A 22,887-nucleotide genomic window follows, 5' to 3' on the forward strand; every position below is an offset into this window, starting at 1 on the left:
TGGGACTGATACACCGCTATCGGGAGCAAGCCCCCTCCCACATTGGCCGCAAGCACAAAAAAAGAGACCCGAAGGTCTCTTTTTTCACACGGATTGCCCCTTACAGGCTGGAAATCCGCGCATGTTGCTCGGCCAGCTTGCCCAGGGCCTGTTCGGCCTCGGCCAGTTTGGCGCGTTCTTTGTCGATCACTTCAGCCGGTGCCTTGTCGACGAATGCCGCGTTGGACAGCTTGCCGCCCACCCGCGCCACTTCACCTTGCAGGCGCAGGATTTCCTTGTCGAGACGGGCCAGTTCCGCGCCCTTGTCGATCAAGCCGGCCATCGGCACCAGCACTTCCATGTCGCCGACCAATGCGGTCGCCGACAGTGGTGCTTCGGCGCCATCAGCCAATACGGTGATCGATTCCAGCTTCGCCAGCTTCTTGAGCAGCGCATCGTTCTCGGTGAGACGACGCTGGTCTTCGGCGCTGGCGTTCTTCACGAACACCGCCAGAGGCTTGCCCGGGCCGATGTTCATTTCGGCGCGGATGTTGCGCGTGCCGAGCATCAGGGTCTTGAGCCATTCGATATCGCTTTCGGCCGCCTCATCGATGCGTGCTTCGTTGGCCACCGGCCAAGGTTGCAGCATGATGGTCTTGCCTTCGATACCGGCCAGCGGCGCCAGGCGCTGCCAGATTTCTTCGGTGATGAACGGCATGAACGGATGCGCCAGGCGCAGCGCCACTTCGAGCACGCGCACCAGGGTGCGACGGGTACCGCGCTGGCGTTCGATCGGCGCGTTTTCGTCCCACAGCACGGGCTTGGACAGTTCCAGGTACCAGTCGCAATACTGGTTCCAGATGAACTCGTACAAGGCTTGTGCGGCCAGGTCGAAACGGAACTGGTCGAGTTGGCGGGTCACTTCGGCTTCGGTGCGCTGCAACTGCGAGATGATCCAGCGATCGGCCAGGCTCAGTTCAACGGCTTCGCCGTTCTGGCCGCAGTCTTCGCCTTTATCCAGCACGTAGCGCGCGGCGTTCCAGATCTTGTTGCAGAAGTTGCGATAGCCTTCGACGCGGCCCATGTCGAACTTGATGTCGCGACCGGTGGACGCCAGCGAGCAGAAGGTGAAGCGCAGCGCGTCGGTGCCATAGCTGGCAATGCCGTCGGCGAATTCGTCGCGGGTCTGCTTCTCGATCTTCTTCGCCAGTTTCGGCTGCATCAGGCCCGAGGTGCGTTTCTGCACCAGGGTTTCCAGGTCGATGCCGTCGATGATGTCCAGCGGGTCCAGGACGTTGCCCTTGGACTTGGACATCTTCTGGCCTTGGCCATCACGCACCAGGCCGTGCACGTACACGGTCTTGAACGGTACCTGCGGGGTGCCGTCTTCATTCTTCACCAAGTGCATGGTGAGCATGATCATCCGGGCAACCCAGAAGAAAATGATGTCGAAGCCGGTGACCAGCACGTCGGTGGAGTGGAATTTTTTCAGGAACTCGGTCTGTTGCGGCCAACCCAGGGTGGAGAACGTCCACAGGCCCGAGCTGAACCAGGTGTCGAGTACGTCGTTGTCCTGCTGCAGCGCGACGTCCGGACCCAGATTGTTCTTGGCGCGTACTTCGGCTTCGTCGCGGCCTACATAGACCTTGCCCGACTCGTCGTACCAGGCCGGAATGCGATGGCCCCACCACAGCTGACGGCTGATGCACCAATCCTGGATGTCACGCATCCACGAGAAGTACATGTTTTCGTACTGTTTAGGCACGAACTGGATACGGCCGTCTTCGACAGCCGCGATTGCCGGCTCGGCCAGCGGCTTGGTGGACACGTACCATTGGTCGGTCAGCCACGGCTCGATGATGGTGCCGGAACGGTCGCCCTTCGGCACTTTCAGGCCGTGGTCGTCAACGCTGACCAGCAGGCCGGCGGCGTCGAAGGCAGCAACGATCTGCTTACGCGCTTCGAAACGGTCAAGGCCGGCGTATTCGGCCGGGATCTTGCCGTCGATGCTGTCGTTCAGCGTACCGTCCAGGTTGAACACCTGGCAGGCCGGCAATACGGCGGCGTTCTTGTCGAAGATGTTGAGCAGCGGCAGGTTGTGGCGCTTGCCGACTTCGTAGTCGTTGAAATCGTGGGCCGGGGTGATTTTCACGCAGCCGGTGCCGAATTCAGGGTCGCAGTAGTCGTCCGCAATGATCGGGATGCGGCGGCCTACCAACGGCAGCTCGACGAACTTGCCGATCAGTGCCTGGTAGCGCTCGTCGTTCGGGTTAACCGCTACGGCGGCGTCGCCGAGCATGGTTTCCGGACGGGTGGTCGCGACGATCAGGTAGTCGTTGCCTTCAGCGGTCTTGGCGCCGTCGGCCAGCGGGTACTTGAGGTTCCACAGGAAACCTTTCTCGTCGTGGTTTTCCACTTCAAGGTCGGAAATCGCCGTGTGCAACTTGGTGTCCCAGTTGACCAGGCGCTTGCCGCGGTAGATCAGGCCGTCTTCATGCAGGCGCACGAAGGCTTCTTTCACCGACTCCGACAGGCCGTCGTCCATGGTGAAGCGCTCGCGGCTCCAATCGACGGACGAACCGAGGCGACGGATCTGACGGCTGATGTTGCCGCCGGACTGGTCTTTCCATTCCCAGATTTTTTCCAGGAATTTCTCGCGACCCAGGTCGTGACGGTTCTGGCCGGAGGCTTCGAGTTGGCGCTCCACCAGCATCTGGGTGGCGATACCGGCGTGGTCGGTACCCGGTTGCCACAGGGTGTTGCGGCCCTGCATGCGGCGGAAGCGAATCAGGGCATCCATGATCGCGTTGTTGAAGCCATGGCCCATGTGCAGGCTGCCAGTGACGTTCGGTGGCGGAATCATGATGGTGTAGGACTCGCCCGCGCCTTGCGGAGCGAAATAGTTCTCGGACTCCCAGGTGTTGTACCAGGAAGTTTCAATAGCGTGCGGCTGGTAGGTCTTATCCATGCGCGGCGGGACCCTAGTTGGCATTTATTCAGGAAAGCCGGCAAGTATAACGGGGGATAGAGCGCAGGGCGAGGCGAAGGCGGGCTTAAGGTGCAGGCAATCAAATGAGGGAGGGACCAGCCCCCTCCCACAGGGGATCTGATGGACGGTTTAAGACTGGTACTGGCTGAGCAGCCGCTCCATCCGCGCATCCATCCGGCGCTTGATCTCGGTTTCGATATGGGGGGCAAAGTCGTCGATCACGTCTTGCATGATCAATTGCGCAGCGGCACGCAGTTCGTTGTCCAGGTGCAGCAGCAGGGCGTCGGGGCCCTTTTCAGCGGGCGCAGGGCCAGTGTCCACGACGACGGGGGCTTTGACGACCGGCTCCGGTGCAGCCTGCTTGCTACCGACCATGTCGAACAACAGCGGAATCTGTACCTCGCCATCGGCCTGTTCGGTCAGCAGCGGCGGTTGCAAGTCATCATCACCCAGCAACTGACGGATCGACTCGAGGTCGTCCAGCAGGTGGTCATCTTTTTTTCTCGGGTTGGGAGTGTCCATCATGTACTCAAAGTCGTTGTAGCCGGTGATCTTGCAAAGGATAGCCCTGTTCGCGGTAGAAACGGAAACTCTCCCGCGCGGCCTGACGAATAGCCGGATCCTCCACCACCACTTCCGCCACACGGGCGAAGGCCTTGGCAAACGGCGGTACTTTCAGGTCCAGGTTAACCAGCAGGTCATGGTGATCGCCGCAACTGTCGCCCAAACCCAGGACAACCTGGCCTTCGGGTTCGGATTCTGCGGGGCCGTGGGGCACGAAACTTTCGCCCTTGAAGCGCCACAGGCGTGCGTCGAGCTCGTCGCGTTGGGTGGCATCGCTGCAATGCAGGTAGATGCGATGGCCCATGCGCCAGGCTTTTTCAGTGAGTTTGCAGGCGAAGTCCAGGCGCGCGAGCGGATCGGCGCTGGGCAATATATAGAAGTCGACTTGGGTCATTGCGGTTCCTGAGGCCGGGGCGGCGAGATCACCACCCCGGCATCTTCAGTGTCAGGCTTTGGCGCGGTCCAGCAGGTATTGGGTCAGCAGTGGCACCGGACGGCCGGTGGCACCTTTGTCCTTGCCGCCGCTGGTCCAGGCAGTGCCGGCGATGTCCAGGTGCGCCCAGTTGAAGTTCTTGGCAAAGCGCGACAGGAAGCACGCAGCGGTGATGGTGCCGGCTTTCGGGCCACCGATGTTGGCGATGTCGGCGAACGGGCTGTCCAGCTGTTCCTGGTACTCATCGAACAGCGGCAGTTGCCAGGCGCGGTCGTCGGCGGCCTTGCCGGCGCTGAGCAGTTGCTCGATCAGCTCGTCGTTATTGCCCAGCAGGCCCGAGGTGTGGGAACCCAGGGCAACGATGCAGGCGCCGGTCAGGGTGGCGATGTCGATCACGGCTTGCGGCTTGAAGCGCTCGGCGTAGGTCAGGGCATCGCACAGCACCAGGCGGCCTTCGGCGTCGGTGTTGAGGATTTCCACGGTCTGGCCACTGAGGGTGGTGACGATGTCGCCCGGACGGGCAGCGCCGCCGCTCGGCATGTTCTCGGCGCAGGCCAGGATGCACACCAGGTTGATCGGCAGCTTCAGCTCCAGCACGGCACGCAGGGTACCGAACACGCTGGCGGCGCCGCCCATGTCGTACTTCATCTCGTCCATGCCCAGGCCCGGCTTGAGGCTGATGCCGCCGGTGTCGAAGGTGATGCCTTTACCGACGAGGGCGTAAGGTTTCTCGGACTTCTTGCCGCCGTTGTATTGCATCACGATCAGGCGTGGCGGCTGGTCGCTGCCCTGGCCCACGGCATAGAACGAGCCCATGCCCAGTTCCTTGATCTTCTTCTCGTCCAGCACTTCGACTTTCAGGCCCTTGAACTCTTTACCCAATGCCTTGGCTTGTTCGCCCAGGTAGGTTGGGTGGCAGATGTTCGGCGGCAGGTTGCCCAAATCGCGGGTGAACGACATGCCGTTGGCGATGGCCTGGGCGTGGGTCACGGCGCGCTCGACTTCAGCCTGGGCGGCCTTGATGGTCAGCAGGGTGATTTTCTTCAGGGCGCGGGGTTCGGCTTTCTGGCTCTTGAACTGGTCGAAGAGGTAGCCGCCGTCCACCAGGGTTTCGGCCAGCAGGCGGGTCTTGCCGTAGCTGTCACGGCCTTTTACAACGATTTCATCGAGTGCCAGCGCTGCATCGCTGCCGCCCAGGCCCTTGAGGGTGTTGAGGATACCGCTGATGATCTTGCGGAACGGGCGGTCGCCCAGTTCAGCGTCCTTGCCCACGCCCACCAGCAATACGCGTTCGGCTTTCAGGTTAGGCAGGCTTTGCAGCAGCAGGCTCTGGCCGACTTTACCGGCCAGGTCGCCGCGCTTGAGGACCGCGCTGATGGCGCCGCCGCTGAGTTCGTCGAGTTGCTTGGCGGCCACGCCGAGCTTGCGGCCTTCGCCGATGGCGACCACGAGGGTGGCGGTTTTCAACGTTTCGGGGCTAACGCTTTTTACAACCAATTCCATTTTCGGGTCCCTTATAAAGGTCTGAGAGCCTTGCGTCTGTACGCAGGCTTTAAAGCTTGGCAGCCGTGTAAACCGCCAGCGACAAAGGCCGCAGTTTGAACCTCGCCGACGGAGCCTGACAACCCTTGGCGTACGCTTTGTAGGTGCGCGTGAGGTTGCGCAGTGACAGGCGCGGTCAATCACAGGATAATGCGCCATCTTTTTAGCCGGCCCGGTGTAAACGGGCTGACTCGGTATGCTTGCTTGTTTGGCCGCCTTAGCCTGACAACCCTGGAGTGTCTGGTTTGATCGTCTTCCGTTATCTGTCCCGCGAAGTCCTGTTGACCCTGAGTGCCGTGAGTGCGGTTCTGCTGGTCATCATCATGAGTGGTCGTTTCGTCAAATACCTGGCCCAGGCTGCCTCCGGCGCCCTGGACCCAGGCTCGCTGTTCCTGATCATGGGCTTTCGCCTGCCGGGGTTCTTGCAACTGATCCTGCCGCTGGGCCTGTTCCTTGGGATCCTGCTGGCCTACGGCCGCTTGTACCTTGAAAGTGAAATGACCGTGCTCTCGGCCACCGGCATGAGCCAGCAGCGTCTGCTGGGCATGACCATGATTCCGGCGGCCGGCGTTGCGCTGATCGTGGCTTGGCTGAGCCTGAGCCTGGCTCCCCAGGGCGCCATGCAGTTCCAGCTGGTGCTGAACAAACAGGACGCGATGACCGAGTTCGACACCCTCGAGCCGGGCCGTTTCCAGGCGCTCAATGACGGCTCACGTGTGACTTACACGGAAACCCTGACTGACGACCGCGCCAACCTGGGCGGCGTGTTCATCTCCGAGAAGCGTTTTGGCCAAGACAAGAAAGACCGTGGCATTTCCGTGCTGGTGGCTGATTCGGGTCGCCAGGAAGTGCGCCCTGACGGCAGCCGCTACCTGATTCTGGAAAATGGCTATCGATACGATGGCAGTCCAGGCATGGCCGACTATCGCGCGATCAAGTACGACACCTATGGTGTGATGCTGGCCCGCCCGGACATCAGCGACGAAGTCACCGACCGCGACGCCATCCCCACGAAGGACCTGCTCGGCAGCAAGGAACTGCGCTCCATTGCCGAGCTGCAATGGCGGATTTCCCTGCCGCTGCTGGTGTTTATCGTGACCCTCATGGCCGTGCCGCTGTCGCGCGTCAACCCGCGCCAGGGCCGTTTCCTCAAGCTGTTACCGGCGATCCTGCTGTACATGGCTTACCTCACTATCCTGATTTCCGCCCGTGGCTCCCTGGAGAAAGGCAAGCTGTCGCCGACCCTGGGCCTGTGGTGGGTACATGGAATGTTCCTGCTGATCGGCCTGGGGCTGCTTTATTGGGAGCCTATTCGTTTGAAAATGATGAGCCGTCGTGGCCAGAAGGAGTTGGCTCGTGGCTAAGCTCGATCGCTACATAGGTAGCAGCGTCCTGATCGCGATCCTGGCGGTACTGGGCATCATCCTGGGCCTGGCCTCGTTGTTCGCTTTCATCGATGAAGTCGGCAACGTCAGCGACACCTACACCGTGTGGGACGTGCTCAGCTACGTTGCACTTACCGCGCCGCGTCGTCTCTACGACATGATGCCGATGGCCGCGCTGATCGGCTGCCTGATCGGCCTGGGCAGCCTGGCCAGCAACAGCGAACTGACCATCATGCGCGCCGCCGGGGTGTCCATCGGTCGTATCGTCTGGGCGGTCATGAAGCCAATGTTGCTGCTGATGCTGTGCAGCGTGCTGATCGGTGAATACGTAGCGCCGCCGGCCGAAACCACCGCCCAGGCCAATCGCGCCCTGGCCCAGGGCTCGGGCGATGCACAGAGCGCCAAACATGGCCTGTGGCACCGTCAGGGTGATGAGTTCATCCACATCAACGCCGTGCAACCGGGCGGACTGCTGATCGGTGTGACGCGCTACACGTTCGATAAGGAACGTCACATGCTGTCGTCCAGCTTCGCCAAACGCGCGCAGTACAGGGACGAAAAGTGGCAATTGACCGACATCACCACGACTTACTTCCGCAATGTCGGCCAAGGCACCAAGGCCAGCACCGAAGTGATCAACGTACCAAGTGAAGAGTGGGACATCGCCCTCAAGCCGGAACTGCTCAATACGGTGGTGATGATCCCCGAAAGCCTGCCGATCTCCGGGCTGTGGGGTTATATCCACTACCTGAAGGACCAAGGCTTGAATAACGGTCGTTACTGGCTGGCATTTTGGGTCAAGGTGTTACAACCGGTGGTGACCGCGGCACTGGTATTGATGGCGATCTCGTTCATCTTCGGTCCGTTGCGCTCCGTAACTCTCGGCCAGCGCGTGTTTACCGGGGTGCTGGTGGGTTTCACCTTCCGCATCGCCCAGGACCTGCTCGGCCCGTCGAGCCTGGTGTTCGGGTTCTCGCCACTGTTTGCGGTGCTGGTGCCGACGACCATCTGCGCCCTGGCTGGGTTCTGGCTGCTGCGCCGGGCCGGCTGATACCGCAGTGATGCATAAAAAATGCCCCACTCGAATGAGTGGGGCATTTTTGTTCTGGTCAGCAAAGATGACGCCTGGCCTGAGCATCAGGTACAATTCCCGGCTATTTTTCAGCGGGCAATCTGCCTGCAGCCTTTTTGAGTGTTGATCCGTGAGTGATTTGAGTCATATCCGCAATTTCTCCATCATCGCCCACATTGACCATGGTAAGTCGACGCTGGCCGATCGATTCATCCAGATGTGCGGCGGCCTTGCCGAGCGTGAAATGGAAGCCCAGGTGCTGGACTCCATGGACCTCGAACGCGAGCGCGGGATCACCATCAAGGCCCACAGCGTTACCCTGTACTACACCGCCAAAGACGGTATCAAGTACCAATTGAACTTCATTGACACCCCGGGCCACGTTGACTTCACCTACGAAGTCAGCCGCTCCCTGGCGGCCTGCGAAGGTGCGCTGCTGGTGGTGGACGCGGGCCAGGGCGTTGAAGCCCAGTCCGTGGCCAACTGCTACACCGCCATCGAGCAAGGCCTGGAAGTCATGCCGGTACTGAACAAGATCGACCTGCCACAGGCCGATCCGGACCGGGTAAAGGAAGAAATCGAAAAAATCATCGGCATTGACGCCACCGACGCCGTCGAGTGCAGCGCCAAGACCGGCCTGGGCGTCGACGAAGTGCTCGAGCGCCTGGTCAAGACCATTCCAGCCCCCACCGGCAACTACGAAGATCCGCTGCAAGCGTTGATCATCGACTCCTGGTTCGACAACTACCTGGGGGTTGTCTCCCTGGTACGCGTGCGTCAGGGCCGTGTGAAGAAGGGCGACAAGATCCTGGTCAAGTCCACCGGCAAGATCCACCTGGTGGACAGCGTCGGTGTATTCAACCCCAAGCACACCGCGACCACTGATCTGAAAGCCGGCGAAGTAGGCTTCATTATCGCCGGTATCAAGGACATTCACGGTGCACCGGTGGGTGACACCCTGACGTTGAGCTCCACCCCTGACGTCGACGTGCTGCCGGGCTTCAAACGCATCCAGCCGCAGGTCTACGCCGGCCTGTTCCCGGTCAGTTCCGACGACTTCGAAGACTTCCGCGAAGCCCTGCAAAAGCTGACCCTCAACGACTCGTCGTTGCAGTACACCCCGGAAAGCTCCGACGCCCTGGGCTTCGGCTTCCGCTGCGGCTTCCTCGGCATGCTGCACATGGAAATCATCCAGGAGCGCCTGGAGCGCGAGTACGACCTGGACCTGATTACCACGGCGCCGACGGTTATTTTCGAGCTGTTGCTCAAAAACGGTGAAACGATTTACGTCGACAACCCGTCCAAGCTCCCAGACCTGTCTTCCATCGAAGACATGCGCGAACCGATCGTGCGGGCCAATATTCTTGTGCCGCAGGAACACCTGGGCAACGTCATTACCCTGTGTATCGAAAAGCGTGGCGTGCAGCACGACATGTTGTTCCTCGGTACCCAGGTGCAAGTGACCTACGATTTGCCGATGAACGAAGTGGTCCTGGACTTCTTTGACCGTCTCAAATCAACCAGTCGCGGCTATGCTTCGCTGGATTACCATTTCGACCGTTACCAATCGGCTAATCTGGTGAAACTGGATGTGTTGATCAACGGCGACAAGGTCGATGCCCTGGCACTGATCGTGCACAAGGACAACGCGCACTACAAAGGTCGCCAGCTGACTGAAAAGATGAAAGAACTGATTCCGCGCCAGATGTTCGACGTCGCGATCCAGGCCGCCATTGGCGGGCAGATCATTGCGCGAACCTCCGTCAAGGCTCTCAGAAAGAACGTACTGGCCAAATGCTACGGTGGTGACGTCAGCCGTAAGCGCAAGCTGCTTGAGAAGCAAAAGGCCGGTAAAAAACGCATGAAGCAAGTGGGCAACGTGGAAATTCCACAAGAAGCCTTCCTTGCGGTGCTCAGGTTGGATAGTTAGGTCCTATGTCGCTAAATTTCCCGCTGTTGCTGGTCATCGCCGTTGCCGTTTGCGGTCTCCTGGCGTTGCTTGATCTGGTGTTCTTCGCCCCGCGTCGGCGGGCGGCTATCGCGTCCTATCAGGGCAGCGTCAGCCAGCCCGATGGCCTGGTGATCGAGAAGCTGAACAAAGAGCCCTTGCTGGTTGAATACGGCAAGTCGTTCTTTCCGGTGTTGTTCATCGTGCTGGTGCTGCGTTCGTTCCTGGTGGAGCCGTTTCAGATCCCGTCGGGCTCGATGAAACCTACCCTGGACGTGGGTGACTTCATCCTGGTGAACAAGTTCTCCTACGGGATTCGCCTGCCGGTGATCGACAAGAAGGTCATCGAAGTCGGTGACCCGCAGCGCGGCGATGTGATGGTGTTCCGCTACCCAAGCGACCCGAACGTCAACTACATCAAGCGTGTGGTGGGCCTGCCGGGCGACGTGATTCGCTACACCAGCGAGAAGCGTCTGTTGATCAATGGCGAGTCAGTGGCCGAGAAGTTGATCGGTTCCGAACCGAACAGCCTGGGCAGTGCCGAGCTGTACCAGGAAAAACTCGGGGCGGTAGAGCACGAAATCCGCAAGGAAATGAGCCGCTACCGCGCCATGCCTGATGGCGAATGGAAAGTGCCGGCCGGGCACTATTTCATGATGGGCGACAACCGCGACAACTCCAATGACAGTCGCTATTGGGATGACCCCAGCATTCCCAAGGATCTGCTGGGCATGGTTCCCGACCAGAATATCGTCGGCAAGGCCTTTGCGGTCTGGATGAGCTGGCCGGAACCCAAGCTCAGCCACCTGCCGAACTTCTCGCGGGTCGGGCTGATCAAGTAATACAAGCGGCGCTGTGAACACAGCGCCGAATGCTTTTCTGGGGCTTGGACATTTTCCGTCCCCGTGCAATACCAACCAGGATTTGAATTTGAACACTGCGTCAATCGTCGATGGCCGCCGGTGCCACCACACAGATATGGGTAAACCGTGACCGTTTCTCTAAGTCGTCTCGAGCGCCAGCTCGGCTACACCTTCAAGGATCAGGAATTGATGGTCCTTGCCCTCACACACCGCAGCTTTGCAGGGCGTAATAACGAACGCCTGGAATTTCTCGGTGATGCCATCCTCAATTTCGTCGCCGGTGAAGCCCTCTTCGAGCGCTTTCCCCAAGCCCGTGAAGGTCAGCTGTCGCGTTTGCGCGCACGGCTGGTAAAGGGCGAGACCCTGGCCGTACTGGCCCGTGGTTTTGGTCTGGGTGAGTACCTGCGCCTCGGCTCCGGTGAGTTGAAGAGCGGTGGGTTCCGCCGTGAGTCGATCCTGGCCGATGCGCTTGAGGCGTTGATCGGTGCGATCTACCTCGATGCAGGCATGGAAGCGGCCAAGGAGCGCGTCACCGCGTGGCTGACCTCCGAGATCGAAAGCCTCACGCTGGTCGACACCAACAAGGATCCGAAGACCCGCCTGCAGGAATTCCTGCAATCGCGCGGTTGTGACCTGCCACGCTACGAAGTGGTGGATATCCAGGGTGAGCCCCATTGCCGCGTGTTCTTCGTGGAATGTGAAATCACCTTACTGAATGAAAAAAGCCGAGGTCAGGGTGTGAGCCGTCGTATTGCCGAACAGGTAGCGGCCGCTGCAGCACTGATTGCCCTCGGCGTGGAGAATGGCCATGACTGATTCAACCGCAACACGCTGTGGCTATGTTGCCATCGTCGGCCGCCCGAACGTGGGCAAGTCCACGCTGCTGAACCATATCCTCGGCCAGAAGCTTGCAATCACCTCGCGCAAGCCGCAGACCACCCGCCACAACATGCTGGGCATCAAGACCGAAGGCAGCGTGCAAGCGGTGTATGTCGACACCCCGGGTATGCACAAAGGCGGTGAAAAAGCCCTCAACCGCTACATGAACAAGACCGCTTCGGCGGCGTTGAAAGACGTCGACGTGGTGATCTTCGTGGTCGACCGCACCAAGTGGACCGACGAAGACCAGATGGTCCTCGAGCGTGTGCAGTACGTCACCGGCCCTTTGATCGTCGCGTTGAACAAGACCGACCGTATCGAAGACAAAGCCGAGCTGATGCCGCACCTGAGCTGGTTGCAGGAGCAACTGCCGAACGCGCAGATCATGCCGATCTCGGCCCAGCACGGCCACAACCTCGAAGCCCTGGAGCGCGTGATCGCCGGCTACCTGCCGGAGAACGAGCACTTCTTCCCGGAAGACCAGATCACCGACCGCAGCAGCCGTTTCCTCGCCGCCGAACTGGTGCGTGAGAAAATCATGCGCCAGATGGGCGCCGAGCTGCCGTACCAGATCACCGTCGAAATCGAAGAGTTCAAGCAGCAGGGCAAGACCCTGCATATCCATGCGCTGATCCTCGTCGAACGTGACGGCCAGAAGAAAATCATCATTGGCGACAAGGGCGAGCGCATCAAGCGCATCGGCACCGAAGCGCGCAAGGACATGGAATTGCTGTTCGATTCCAAGATCATGCTCAACCTGTGGGTGAAGGTGAAGGGTGGTTGGTCCGATGACGAGCGCGCTCTGCGTTCCCTCGGTTACGGCGACCTGTAAGAACACCGCAGGGCAAAAAATGTGGGAGGGGGCTTGCTCCCGATAGCGGTGGGTCAGTTAACCAATAAGTGACTGACACACTGCCATCGGGGGCAAGCCCCCTCCCACATTAGGTTTGTGTTGTTTTCAAGATAGAGAACCCATGTCCCAATCCCAACCCCCCAGCCAACTCGCCTACGTCCTGCACAGCCGCGCCTACCGTGAGACCAGCGCGCTGGTGGATTTCCTCACGCCCCAAGGTCGCCTGCGCGCGGTGTTGCGTAGCGCGCGGGGCAAGGCGGGGACACTGGCGCGGCCCTTTGTGGCGTTGGACGTGGAGTTTCGCGGCAAGGGCGAGTTGAAAAACGTCGGCCGTCTGGAAAGCGTCGGCACTTCCGCCTGGCTCAATGGCGATGCGCTGTTCAGCGGCCTCTACCTCAATGAATTGCTGATCCGCCTGTTGCCCGCCGAAGACCCGCACCCGGCTGTCTTCGATCACTACGCCGCCACGTTGCTGGCCCTGGCGGAAGGCCGCCCCCTGGAGCCGCTGCTGCGCGCCTTCGAATGGCGCCTGCTCGACGACCTGGGCTACGGCTTCGAACTGAACAACGACCTGCATGGCGATCCCATCGCCGCCGACGGCATGTACCGCCTGCAGGTGGATGCGGGCCTGGAGCGTGTGTACCTGCTGCAACCGGGCCTGTTCCAGGGCACCGAGCTGCTGGCCATGAGCGAGGCCGACTGGAGCGCACCCGGTGCGTTGTCCGCCGCCAAGCGCTTGATGCGCCAGGCCCTGGCCGTGCACTTGGGTGGGCGGCCGCTGGTCAGTCGCGAGTTGTTTCGAAAGCCCTGACATCCCCGTGTATGCTGTGCAGCGTTTCTTTCCCCTTTTCAGGAGCGCTTCCGTGACCACCAGCAATCGCATTCTTCTTGGCGTCAACATCGACCACGTCGCTACCCTGCGCCAGGCCCGGGGCACTCGTTACCCTGACCCGGTCAAGGCCGCGCTGGACGCCGAAGAAGCGGGCGCCGACGGCATCACCGTGCACCTGCGCGAAGACCGCCGTCACATCCAGGAGCGCGATGTGCTGCTGCTCAAGGACGTGCTGCAAACCCGCATGAACTTTGAGATGGGCGTCACCGAAGAAATGATGGCTTTCGCCGAGCGCATCCGCCCGGCGCACATCTGCCTGGTCCCGGAAACCCGCCAGGAACTGACCACCGAAGGCGGCCTCGACGTAGCCGGCCAGGAAGCGCGGATCAAGGCTGCGGTGGAGCGCCTGTCGAAGATCGGCAGCGAAGTGTCGCTGTTCATCGACGCCGACGAGCGCCAGATCGAAGCGTCCCGCCGTGTCGGCGCGCCGGCCATCGAACTGCACACCGGCCGTTACGCCGACGCCACCACACCGACCGAAGTGGCGGATGAACTGCAGCGCATCATTGACGGTGTGAACTGCGGCCTTAATGAAGGCCTGATCGTCAACGCCGGCCACGGCCTGCATTACCACAACGTCGAAGCGGTGGCCGCGATCAAGGGCATCAACGAGCTGAACATCGGCCATGCGCTGGTGGCTCATGCGCTGTTCGTCGGTTTCAAAGGCGCTGTGGCCGAGATGAAAGCGTTGATCCTGGCGGCCGCCAAGCGCTGACCGCAGATCCACCTGTAGGAGCAAGCTCGCTCCTACAGGTGTGCGCCGTCTTTGTGTCATGCGGCAATGCGAAGCCTTACTGTTTAGCCAATGCAGGTGTATCGTATCTGCCCTTTGCAGGCCCTGCGCCTGCGGCAGATACGTGAGGTTGTTGTGTCCCGATCCTTTTCCCGTCGACAAATCCTGGGTGGTCTTGCAGGCCTGGCCGTAGTGGGCGTCGGTGCCGGTGGCGCCTACCGCTACTGGCTGGGGAAGGTCGCCGAAGCCGAAGCGGGGCACGATTACGAACTGATCGCCGCGCCGCTCGATGTAGAGCTGGTGCCGGGGCACAAGACCGAAGCCTGGGCCTTCGGCCCTTCGGCACCTGGCACCGAGTTGCGCGTGCGCCAGGGTGAGTGGCTGCGGGTGCGCTTTATCAACCACCTGCCGGTCGCCACCACGATCCACTGGCACGGCATCCGCCTGCCGCTGGAAATGGACGGCGTGCCTTACGTCTCGCAATTGCCGGTGTTGCCCGGCGAATACTTCGACTACACATTCCGCGTGCCCGATGCCGGCAGCTACTGGTATCACCCCCATGTGAACAGCAGCGAAGAACTCGGCCGAGGCCTGGTCGGCCCGCTGATCATCGAAGAGCGCGAGCCCACCGGTTTCAAGCACGAACGCACCCTCAGCCTGAAGAGCTGGCACGTGGACGAAGAGGGCGCCTTCGTCGCCTTCAGCATTCCCCGTGAAGCCGCGCGTGGCGGCACGGCCGGGCGGCTGTCGACGATCAATGGCGTATCCCAGGCGGTGATCGACCTGCCCGCCGGGCAGATCACCCGCGTGCGCCTGCTCAACCTCGACAACACCCTGACCTATCGCATCAACATCCCCGACGTCGAAGCGCAGATCTACGCCCTGGACGGCAACCCCGTCGAGCCGCGCCCGCTGGGCAAGGAATACTGGCTGGGCCCGGGCATGCGTATCTGCCTGGCGATCAAGGCGCCGCCGGCGGGCGAAGAACTGTCGATCCGTAACGGCCCGGTGCGCCTGGGCACTTTCCGCTCAGTCGCCAACACCGATGCACCGAGCGAATGGCCCCCGGCATTGCCCGCCAACCCGATTGCCGAGCCGGACCTGGCCAATGCGGAGAAACTCAACTTCAATTTCGAGTGGGTCGGCTCCGTATCGGTGGATAACGGCAAGCCGCCGAGCCTGTGGCAGATCAACGGCCAGGCCTGGGACATCACCGACAAGACCTGCGCCGACCGACCGATTGCCAAGCTGGAAAAAGGCAAGAGCTACATTTTCGAATTGAAAAACATGACCCAGTACCAGCACCCGATCCACCTGCACGGCATGAGCTTCAAGGTGATCGCCTCGAACCGCCACAAGGTGATCCCGTATTTCACCGACACTTACCTGCTGGGCAAGAACGAACGCGCCCGCGTGGCATTGGTGGCGGATAACCCTGGGGTGTGGATGTTCCACTGCCACGTGATCGACCACATGGAAACCGGTCTGATGGCCGCCATCGAGGTGGCGTGATGCGCCAGTTTCGCCCCACGGCCGTTATCGACCGCAGCCGCGATCAGGATTTCATGCGCGAAGCCCTGGCACTTGCCGCCCAAGGCGCGACGCTGGGCGAAGTGCCGGTGGGCGCGGTGCTGGTGCAGGATGGTGAAATCATTGGTCGCGGCTTCAACTGCCCGATCAGCGGCCATGACCCCAGCGCCCATGCCGAAATGGTCGCCATCCGCGCGGCTGCGCAAGCGGTCAGCAACTACCGCCTGCCGGGCAGTACGCTGTACGTGACCCTGGAACCGTGCAGCATGTGCGCCGGCCTGATCGTGCATTCACGAATTGCGCGGGTGGTGTATGGCGCGTTGGAGCCCAAGGCAGGGATCGTGCAAAGCCAGGGGCAGTTTTTTACCCAGGGCTTTCTGAACCATCGGGTGTTGTTTGAAGGCGGTGTGCTGGCGGAGGAGTGCGGCACGGTGTTGAGCGAATTTTTCAAGGCCCGCCGGGCCAAGCCCCCGCTCTAAAAAAACTGATGAGCAAATGTGGGAGGGGGCTTGCCCCCGATAGCCGAGTGTCAGCCACCACATCTATGGCTGATACATCGCTATCGGGGGCAAGCCCCCTCCCACATTTGGATCTCTGTTGTTTCAGGGAGACTAGCGGTTACTTTTTAGCGATGATGACCGCCCGCATCGGTGCCGGCAGTCCTTCAATCGTCTTGCTGTGATCCTGCGGATCGAGGAAGTCGCTGAGGGACTGATACTTCATCCACGCCGTCCCGCGCTGTTCCTCCACCGTAGTCACGCTCACATCCACGCACCTCACATCACTGAACCCGGCACGCCGCAGCCACAGCATCAATGCCGGTACCGACGGCAGGAACCACACGTTACGCATCTGCGCATAACGGTCTTCCGGCACCAGCACCTGTTGCTGGTCGCCTTCCACCACCAGGGTTTCCAGGACCAGTTCGCCGCCCTTGACCAGGGTGTCCTTCAGCGCCAGCAGATGCTCGATCGGCGAGCGACCGTGATAGAACACACCCATGGAAAACACTGTGTCGAAGCCTTCCAGGTTCGCCGGCAGGTCTTCAAACGGGAACGGCAGGTGCCAGGCCTTGGGTTCGGACAGGTAACGCTGTACGGCTTGGAACTGGCAGAAGAACAGCCAGTTCGGGTCGACGCCAATCACGCTGTCGGCCCCGGCGCCGAGCATGCGCCACATGTAGTAACCGTTGCCGCAACCGACATCGAGAATGCGCTTGCCCTTCAGGTCCAGGTGCGGGGCCACACGCGACCACTTCCAGTCCGAGCGCCATTCGGTGTCCACATGCACACCGAACAGGTGGAACGGGCCCTTGCGCCACGGGCTCAAGCCCATCAGCGCGGTGTGCATCTGCGCGCGGGTGGCATCGTCGCAATCGGTGTCCAGCACCAAGCCATTGAGCAAGTCGACTTCGCTGGGCTGGATCTTTGGCAGCGCGTCCAGGGCACTCTGCCAACGCTCCAGGTCGCCATGACCCTTTTCCATCTTGCTATCGAGCTGCGCTTGCAGGCCTTGGGCCCATACAGCCAGAGGGGTGCCGACCAGATGGCGGGCGAGGGGGGACAGATCAATCATGGCAAGGCAATCAACGAGGCAAAGTTAAGACACTGGAACCACGGCACGACTTTCGAGAACCCGGCCGCCAGCAGGCGTTCGCGGTGTTCTTCGAGGCTGTCGGGCTTCATGACGTTTTCGATGGCGCTACGCTTCTGGGCGATCTCCAGTTCGCTGTAGCCGTTGGCGCGTTTGAACGCGATATGCAGATCGGTGAGCAGTGCCTGTTCTTCAAGGTCGTTGAAGCGCAGCTTTTCCGAAAGGATCAATGCACCGCCGGGCAGCAATGACTGGCGGATACGCCCGAGCAACGCCAGGCGCTCATCCGGGGCGATGAATTGCAGGGTGAAGTTCAACGCCACCACCGAGGCCGGTTGGAACTGCAGCGCGAGGATATCGCCGTCGATTACCTCGACCGGCAGCAGCTCCTGGAACATCGAGTCCTGGCCATTGAGGTATTCGCGGCAGCGCTCGACCATGGCCGCCGAGTTATCCACAGCGATCACTCGGCAACCGTCCGTGCGCACATGGCGACGTAAGGCCTGGGTCACCGCACCCAGGGACGAGCCCAGGTCGTAGAGCACGCTGTTCGGTTGGGCAAATTGCGCCGCGAGCACGCCGAGGTTTTCGACAATCGTCGGGTAACCAGGCACCGAGCGCTTGATCATGTCCGGGAACACCCGCACCACGTCCTCGTTAAAGGCGAAGTCCGGCACCTGGGGCAGGGGCTGGGCGAATAGGCGATCGGGTTCTTTGCTCACGGTTGTTCCGGCGACGAGGGGGAAAGGCCGGCATTTTAGCCAAGTTGGTCAGCGGATGCGCGGGTTGTCTGATGGAAAGCCGAGGCGGTGATGCCCCATTGGCCGAGCCAGTAAGTTGTGATCAACAAATACGGCGCGGCCTCGAACGACAGCACAAACCGATTGATGCCGATCAGCGTGTCGGAAAATACAAACGACACCGCTCCCGCCGCCGCCAACAGCGCCGAGCGTTTCGGCACATCGCTGCCCAGGCGTGCCAGCGCGCGCCAAAGCATGGCGCTGATCACCAGTGCGTAAACCACCACCGGTATCAGCAGTTCACCGAGGCCGTGGGAGATCAGGATGCTCAGCAGGATCGCGCCCACGCCCAGCGCCAATACCAACGGCAACAGCGCCAAGCGGCGGCAGTCGCTGAAATAGGCTTTGAGATAGGCCAGGTGCGCAAACAGGAAGGCGCCGAGGCCGAAGATAAACAGGTCGCCCGGCCAGGCGAGCAATACATCGCCGACCAGGGAAAAAATCAGCCCGAGGCTGATCCAGCGTCGATAGTCAGTAGGCGGCGCATCATGCAGCCAGCCCAGCAGCGCCAGTACCGGCAGCGGCTTGACCAGCAGGCACAGCAACGTGGCATGGGTGCTCAGGCCGTAGATAAAGGTGCCTGCGCCCATCAGCGCAAGAATCAGCCATGGCATATCAGTTCACCGTAATGGCGCAGTCGAAGGTCTCGGCGGGCTCGGCTTCCGGTTCCCAGGGTTGCTGGGAGGTCAGGCGCAAACGACCCTGGCCGGCCGTGAAAGCCTGGAAGCGCCAGGTGGACTGGCCTCCGCCACCGACCACACCGGATTCCGAGCTGCTGTACACCTCGGGGCTCAGTGCACGCAGTACGCCGCCAGCGGAATCCTGGATGGCCCAGCGATAACCCGTGGTTGGGTTGCTTGGCAGGGTGAGGATCAGGTTTTGCCCGGTTTTGAGTTGCAGCGGACAAGCGCCCTGTTCTTCCACGGTGACGTTTTGCTTCGGCGCACTGGCGCAGGCGGCGAGCAGGCAAAGGCTCAGGGGGAGAAGCAGGCGGGCAGCGGTCATGGGGGCTCCGTTGTTTGGCGACGAAGACCGAGCATAACCGAAGATAAGACAGGGTGTTACAAGCAGGATACAGGTTGCGGCCACTCACGCCATCGGGGGCAAGCCCCCTCCCACATGTTGATGTGTGAACACATTCAAGTGTGGGAGGGGGCTTGCCCCCGATGAGGCCAGTTCAGGCGCTAGCGCTCTATCAGAACAACACCTTCGCCACATCCGCAAAGCGTTTGGCAAAGTGCACGGTCATGCCTTCCTTCAGGTACTCCGGCAACTCTTCAAAACTGCCACGGTTCGGCTCCGGCAGAATCAGTTCGTGAATCTTCTGGCGCCGCGCCGCAATCACCTTCTCACGCACCCCGCCAATTGGCAGCACATGCCCGGTCAACGTCAGTTCGCCAGTCATGGCCACGCCTTTTTTCGGCGCTTGATTGCGGGCCAGGGACAGCAGCGCGCTGGCCATGGTCACCCCGGCGCTCGGGCCGTCCTTCGGCGTGGCGCCTTCCGGTACGTGCAAGTGCACGAAGGCTTCATCGAAGAACTTCGGATCGCCGCCAAACGACTTCAGGTTGGAGCTGATGTAGCTGTAGGCGATTTCGGCGGACTCTTTCATCACCTCACCCAACTGCCCGGTGAGCTTGAAGCCGCGATTGAGGGTGTGGATGCGCGTCGCCTCGATCGGCAACGTAGCGCCACCCATGCTGGTCCAGGCCAGGCCGGTGATCACACCGGTACCCGACAACACCTGCTCGTTGCGGAACACCGGCATGCCGAGGGAGCTTTCCAGGTCCTTGTTGCCGATCTTGATCACCGAGTTCGGCGCGTCCAGCAGCTTGACCACCGCCTTGCGCACCAGTTTGCCCAGCTGTTTCTCCAGCTGGCGCACCCCGGCTTCACGGGCGTAACCGTCGATCAGTGCGCGCAGGGCGCCGTCGCTGATGCTCAGGCTGTTTTTCGAAACGCCGGCTTTTTCCAGCTGTTTTGGCCACAGGTGGCGTTTGGCGATCGCGACTTTTTCTTCGGTGATATAGCCCGACAGGCGAATCACTTCCATACGGTCCAGCAGCGGGCCGGGGATCGAGTCCAGGGTGTTGGCGGTGCACACGAACAGCACCTTGGACAGGTCCAGGCGCAGGTCCAGGTAGTGGTCGAGGAATTCGACGTTCTGCTCCGGGTCGAGGGTTTCGAGCAGCGCCGAGGCCGGGTCGCCCTGGTAGCTCTGGCCCATTTTGTCGATCTCGTCGAGCATGATCACCGGGTTCATCACCTCCACGTCCTTGAGCGCCTGCACCAGCTTGCCCGGCATGGCGCCGATGTAGGTGCGGCGATGGCCCTTGATCTCGGCCTCGTCGCGCATGCCGCCGACGCTGAAGCGATAGAACGGCCGCCCGAGGGACTCGGCGATGGATTTGCCCACGCTGGTCTTGCCCACGCCAGGCGGACCCACCAGCAGCACGATGGAGCCGGCGACTTCGCCTTTATAGGCGCCCACCGCAAGGAATTCGAGAATGCGGCTCTTGATGTCATCCAGGCCGGCATGGTGCTTGTCCAACACCTTGCGCGCGTGTTTGAGGTCGAGTTTGTCCTCGCCATACACGCCCCATGGCACCGAGGTGGCCCAGTCCAGGTAATTGCGCGTCACCGCGTATTCCGGTGAGCCGGTTTCGAGGATAGACAGTTTGTTCAGTTCTTCATCGATACGTTTTTTCGCCTGGGCCGGCAGCACCTTGCCCTCCAGGCGTTGCTCGAACTGTTCGACGTCGGCGCTGCGGTCGTCCTTGGTCAGGCCCAGTTCCTGCTGGATGACCTTGAGCTGTTCCTTGAGGAAGAACTCGCGCTGGTGCTCGCCGATCTTGCGGTTCACCTCGGCGGAGAGTTCTTTTTGCAGGCGCGCGACTTCCACCTCCTTGCGCAGCATCGGCAGGACTTTTTCCATGCGTTTGAGCATTGGCACGCAGTCCAGCACTTCCTGCAGCTCATTACCGGTGGCCGACGTGAGGGCGGCGGCGAAGTCGGTGAGGGGCGACGGGTCGTTGGGGCTGAAGCGGTTGAGGTAGTTCTTCAGCTCTTCGCTGTACAGCGGGTTGAGCGGCAGCAGTTCCTTGATCGCATTGATCAGCGCCATGCCGTAGGCCTTGACCTCGTCGGTCGGATCGCTTGGCTGGTGCGGGTATTCGACTTCCACCAGATACGGTGGGCGGTGGTGCTTGAGCCAGGTTTTGATCCGCACGCGGGTCAGGCCCTGGGCGACGAATTGCAGCTTGCCGTTCTCGCGGCTGGCGTGGTGCACCTTCACCAGGGTGCCGTACAGCGGCAGGGCGGAGGTGTCGAAGTGGCGTGGGTCTTCCGGCGGCGTGTCCATGAAGAACAGGGCGAGGGAGTGGTGGTCGGATTTGCTCACCAGCTCCAGGGTCTCGGCCCACGGCTCTTCGTTGACGATCACCGGCAGCACTTGCGCCGGGAAGAACGGCCGATTGTGGATCGGGATGATGTAGACCTTGTCCGGCAGGTTTTGCCCAGGCAGGGCCAGGCCGGTATTGGACGAAGGGGTTTCAGCGTTTTCGGGGTCGGCGTAATCGTTGAGGTCGTAATCAGGGAATTCTTGCTGGTCGCTCATGGGGCACCTGCATAAGGAAGTATGCAGGTTAGATGGGGCGGGGTAGCAGTGGTTTCAATGGTGGGGGTGAGATAGCAATATATTGCATGAAATTACTGCGGCGACTTGGTCAATGTGGGTCAGCTGATTTTGTGGAGGTAGGCGGGGAGTGGCTGTTCTGGCAGCACCGACAGCACTTTCAGACGCTGCAACATCCGCTGCCGCGCCCGCTGCAAATGCTCGCGCAAGTTCAACGCGGCCGCATCGAATGCGCCATGCAGCAGCAGTTCCAAAATCAAGCGATGTTCGGCGAGCATCGCCGGATCAGCGCCGATCCCCAGCAATCGGTAAAAAATCCGGCTGATAATCATCGGGCTCTGGCCTTGGCGAATCAGCGCGGCAATCTTGCGGTTTTGCAGGCCGGCCAGGCAGCGCTGGTGCAGGTCCTCTTCGATCTGCTCGATGGCTTCCAGGCTGCACTGCGGGCTGTCCTGGGCATCCAGCACGCGCTGCAGCATGGCTTCAAGCATGTCGCGGTCGAGGTTCGGGGCACTTTGGCGCAGGGCTTCGGGTTCCAGGCAGGCGCGCAGTTCGTAATCCTCGGTGACCTCCCGCGCGGTCAGTGGCCCCGCCAGCCATTGGGAATAGGGCTCTTTTTCCACCAGGCCACGGTCGCGCAGGCGCATCAGCGCCTCACGCACCACCGCGCGGCTGACGCCATAGTGGTCGGCGGCGGCCTGTTCATCCAGGCGGTAATGGCCAAAGGCGATGCAGGTGGACAGCGCCGCGCCGATTTCCTCGACGATGCGCTCGCCCAGCGGCCGGGTGTCCACCAGTTCGGCCTCGCCATTGAGGCCCAGGTGCGCATGGCTCAGGGGCAGGCGCAGCGGTTCCATGGCCAGGCCTTCGGGGTTAATCAGGTAACCCCGGCCGTTGAAACGGCAGATCAAGCCCTCAGCGTGCAGCAGGTCCAGCGCCTTGCGCACCGGCACGCGGCTGGTGCCGAACAGCTCGGCCAGGGGCGCTTCCAGCAATACCAGGCCATGGCGGGCGGTGCCGTTGACGATCGCGTCGCGCAACACCTGGTGAATCATCGCGTAACGGGAGGCCGAGGCGGACACTGCTTTCATCGATTTCTCAAAGGCATGTAGGACGGTGGCCGGGGATTCTCTCATAAGTTGCGCCTGTCACTCTGCGCCACGTCGGTGGCACTTTTTTGGGGCCTTGAATGTAGGAA

Annotated in this window: 20 protein-coding genes; 10 read left to right on the forward strand and 10 right to left on the reverse strand. The window is 61.2% G+C overall.

All coding sequences use genetic code 11. The features are described 5' to 3' along the window. Window positions 1–100 precede the first annotated feature (100 nt). From HCF10_RS01890 to HCF10_RS01905, 4 genes are all read right to left on the reverse strand, one after another. The gene (locus HCF10_RS01890; RefSeq protein ID WP_167654776.1) at window positions 101–2,947 is read right to left on the reverse strand and encodes a valine--tRNA ligase; all 2,847 of its coding nucleotides are present in this window, start codon (window positions 2,945–2,947) and stop codon (window positions 101–103) included. Window positions 2,948–3,097: 150 nt separating this feature from the next. After that, the gene (locus HCF10_RS01895) at window positions 3,098–3,490 is read right to left on the reverse strand and encodes a DNA polymerase III subunit chi (protein WP_443200897.1); all 393 of its coding nucleotides are present in this window, start codon (window positions 3,488–3,490) and stop codon (window positions 3,098–3,100) included. A 7-nt stretch (window positions 3,491–3,497) separates the two neighbouring features. Further along, the gene (locus tag HCF10_RS01900; RefSeq protein ID WP_131698299.1) at window positions 3,498–3,926 is read right to left on the reverse strand and encodes a DNA polymerase III subunit chi; all 429 of its coding nucleotides are present in this window, start codon (window positions 3,924–3,926) and stop codon (window positions 3,498–3,500) included. Between the two features lie 51 nt (window positions 3,927–3,977). Further along, entirely contained in the window at window positions 3,978–5,468 is a 1,491-nt protein-coding gene (locus HCF10_RS01905; RefSeq protein ID WP_131698298.1) for a leucyl aminopeptidase, read from the reverse strand. 284 nt (window positions 5,469–5,752) lie between these two features. Here HCF10_RS01905 and lptF point away from each other — a divergent pair, with 284 nt between their 5' ends. The 10 genes from lptF (at window position 5,753) to tadA (ending at window position 16,141) form a co-directional block, all read left to right on the forward strand. Continuing rightward, on the forward strand, window positions 5,753–6,871 hold the full coding sequence (gene lptF, locus HCF10_RS01910; protein WP_131698297.1) for an LPS export ABC transporter permease LptF: 1,119 nt from the start codon (window positions 5,753–5,755) through the stop codon (window positions 6,869–6,871). Beyond that, on the forward strand, window positions 6,864–7,943 hold the full coding sequence (gene lptG / locus HCF10_RS01915) for an LPS export ABC transporter permease LptG (protein WP_167654778.1): 1,080 nt from the start codon (window positions 6,864–6,866) through the stop codon (window positions 7,941–7,943). The genes lptF and lptG overlap by 8 nt, the downstream gene beginning before the upstream one ends. Window positions 7,944–8,094: 151 nt before the next feature. Beyond that, window positions 8,095–9,894 carry a translation elongation factor 4 gene (lepA, locus tag HCF10_RS01920; protein ID WP_167654779.1) on the forward strand — a complete coding sequence of 600 codons (1,800 nt, stop codon included), beginning with the start codon at window positions 8,095–8,097 and terminating at the stop codon, window positions 9,892–9,894. 5 nt (window positions 9,895–9,899) lie between these two features. After that, window positions 9,900–10,754 carry a signal peptidase I gene (gene lepB, locus HCF10_RS01925; RefSeq protein ID WP_131698295.1) on the forward strand — a complete coding sequence of 285 codons (855 nt, stop codon included), beginning with the start codon at window positions 9,900–9,902 and terminating at the stop codon, window positions 10,752–10,754. Window positions 10,755–10,901: 147 nt separating this feature from the next. Then, window positions 10,902–11,591: a ribonuclease III gene (rnc, locus tag HCF10_RS01930; RefSeq protein WP_027604662.1), complete on the forward strand. Its 690-nt coding sequence runs from the start codon at window positions 10,902–10,904 to the stop codon at window positions 11,589–11,591. Next, entirely contained in the window at window positions 11,584–12,486 is a 903-nt protein-coding gene (era, locus tag HCF10_RS01935; protein WP_027604661.1) for a GTPase Era, read from the forward strand. The genes rnc and era overlap by 8 nt, the downstream gene beginning before the upstream one ends. 142 nt (window positions 12,487–12,628) lie before the next feature. Then, entirely contained in the window at window positions 12,629–13,318 is a 690-nt protein-coding gene (gene recO / locus HCF10_RS01940) for a DNA repair protein RecO (protein WP_167654780.1), read from the forward strand. A 52-nt stretch (window positions 13,319–13,370) separates the two neighbouring features. Further along, window positions 13,371–14,114, forward strand: a complete 744-nt coding sequence (gene pdxJ, locus HCF10_RS01945; protein ID WP_027604659.1) for a pyridoxine 5'-phosphate synthase — start codon at window positions 13,371–13,373, stop codon at window positions 14,112–14,114. 153 nt (window positions 14,115–14,267) lie between these two features. After that, window positions 14,268–15,644 carry a multicopper oxidase family protein gene (locus tag HCF10_RS01950; protein ID WP_145335210.1) on the forward strand — a complete coding sequence of 459 codons (1,377 nt, stop codon included), beginning with the start codon at window positions 14,268–14,270 and terminating at the stop codon, window positions 15,642–15,644. Continuing rightward, window positions 15,644–16,141, forward strand: coding sequence for a tRNA adenosine(34) deaminase TadA (gene tadA / locus HCF10_RS01955; RefSeq protein ID WP_167654781.1), 498 nt, complete (start codon window positions 15,644–15,646; stop codon window positions 16,139–16,141). Before HCF10_RS01950 ends, tadA begins: the two co-directional genes overlap by 1 nt. Window positions 16,142–16,280: 139 nt before the next feature. Here tadA and cmoB read toward each other — a convergent pair whose 3' ends face one another. The 6 genes from cmoB to HCF10_RS01985 form a co-directional block, all read right to left on the reverse strand. Then, window positions 16,281–17,237 (reverse strand): tRNA 5-methoxyuridine(34)/uridine 5-oxyacetic acid(34) synthase CmoB, encoded by a 957-nt coding sequence (gene cmoB, locus HCF10_RS01960; RefSeq protein WP_167654782.1) that lies wholly within the window; start codon window positions 17,235–17,237, stop codon window positions 16,281–16,283. Beyond that, window positions 17,234–17,977: a carboxy-S-adenosyl-L-methionine synthase CmoA gene (gene cmoA / locus HCF10_RS01965; protein ID WP_131698289.1), complete on the reverse strand. Its 744-nt coding sequence runs from the start codon at window positions 17,975–17,977 to the stop codon at window positions 17,234–17,236. Before cmoA ends, cmoB begins: the two co-directional genes overlap by 4 nt. A gap of 35 nt (window positions 17,978–18,012) precedes the next feature. Next, a complete protein-coding gene (locus HCF10_RS01970) occupies window positions 18,013–18,669 on the reverse strand; it encodes a lysoplasmalogenase (RefSeq protein WP_131698288.1) in 657 nt (218 codons plus the stop codon). A 1-nt stretch (window position 18,670) separates the two neighbouring features. Next, the gene (locus HCF10_RS01975; protein WP_131698287.1) at window positions 18,671–19,060 is read right to left on the reverse strand and encodes a protease inhibitor I42 family protein; all 390 of its coding nucleotides are present in this window, start codon (window positions 19,058–19,060) and stop codon (window positions 18,671–18,673) included. 190 nt (window positions 19,061–19,250) lie between these two features. Further along, on the reverse strand, window positions 19,251–21,671 hold the full coding sequence (gene lon / locus HCF10_RS01980) for an endopeptidase La (protein ID WP_131697436.1): 2,421 nt from the start codon (window positions 21,669–21,671) through the stop codon (window positions 19,251–19,253). A 119-nt stretch (window positions 21,672–21,790) separates the two neighbouring features. Continuing rightward, a complete protein-coding gene (locus tag HCF10_RS01985; RefSeq protein ID WP_027604651.1) occupies window positions 21,791–22,780 on the reverse strand; it encodes a GntR family transcriptional regulator in 990 nt (329 codons plus the stop codon). Window positions 22,781–22,887 lie beyond the last annotated feature (107 nt).

This window comes from Pseudomonas sp. B14(2022) (genome assembly GCF_012030485.1).
Taxonomy (GTDB): Bacteria; Pseudomonadota; Gammaproteobacteria; order Pseudomonadales; family Pseudomonadaceae; genus Aquipseudomonas.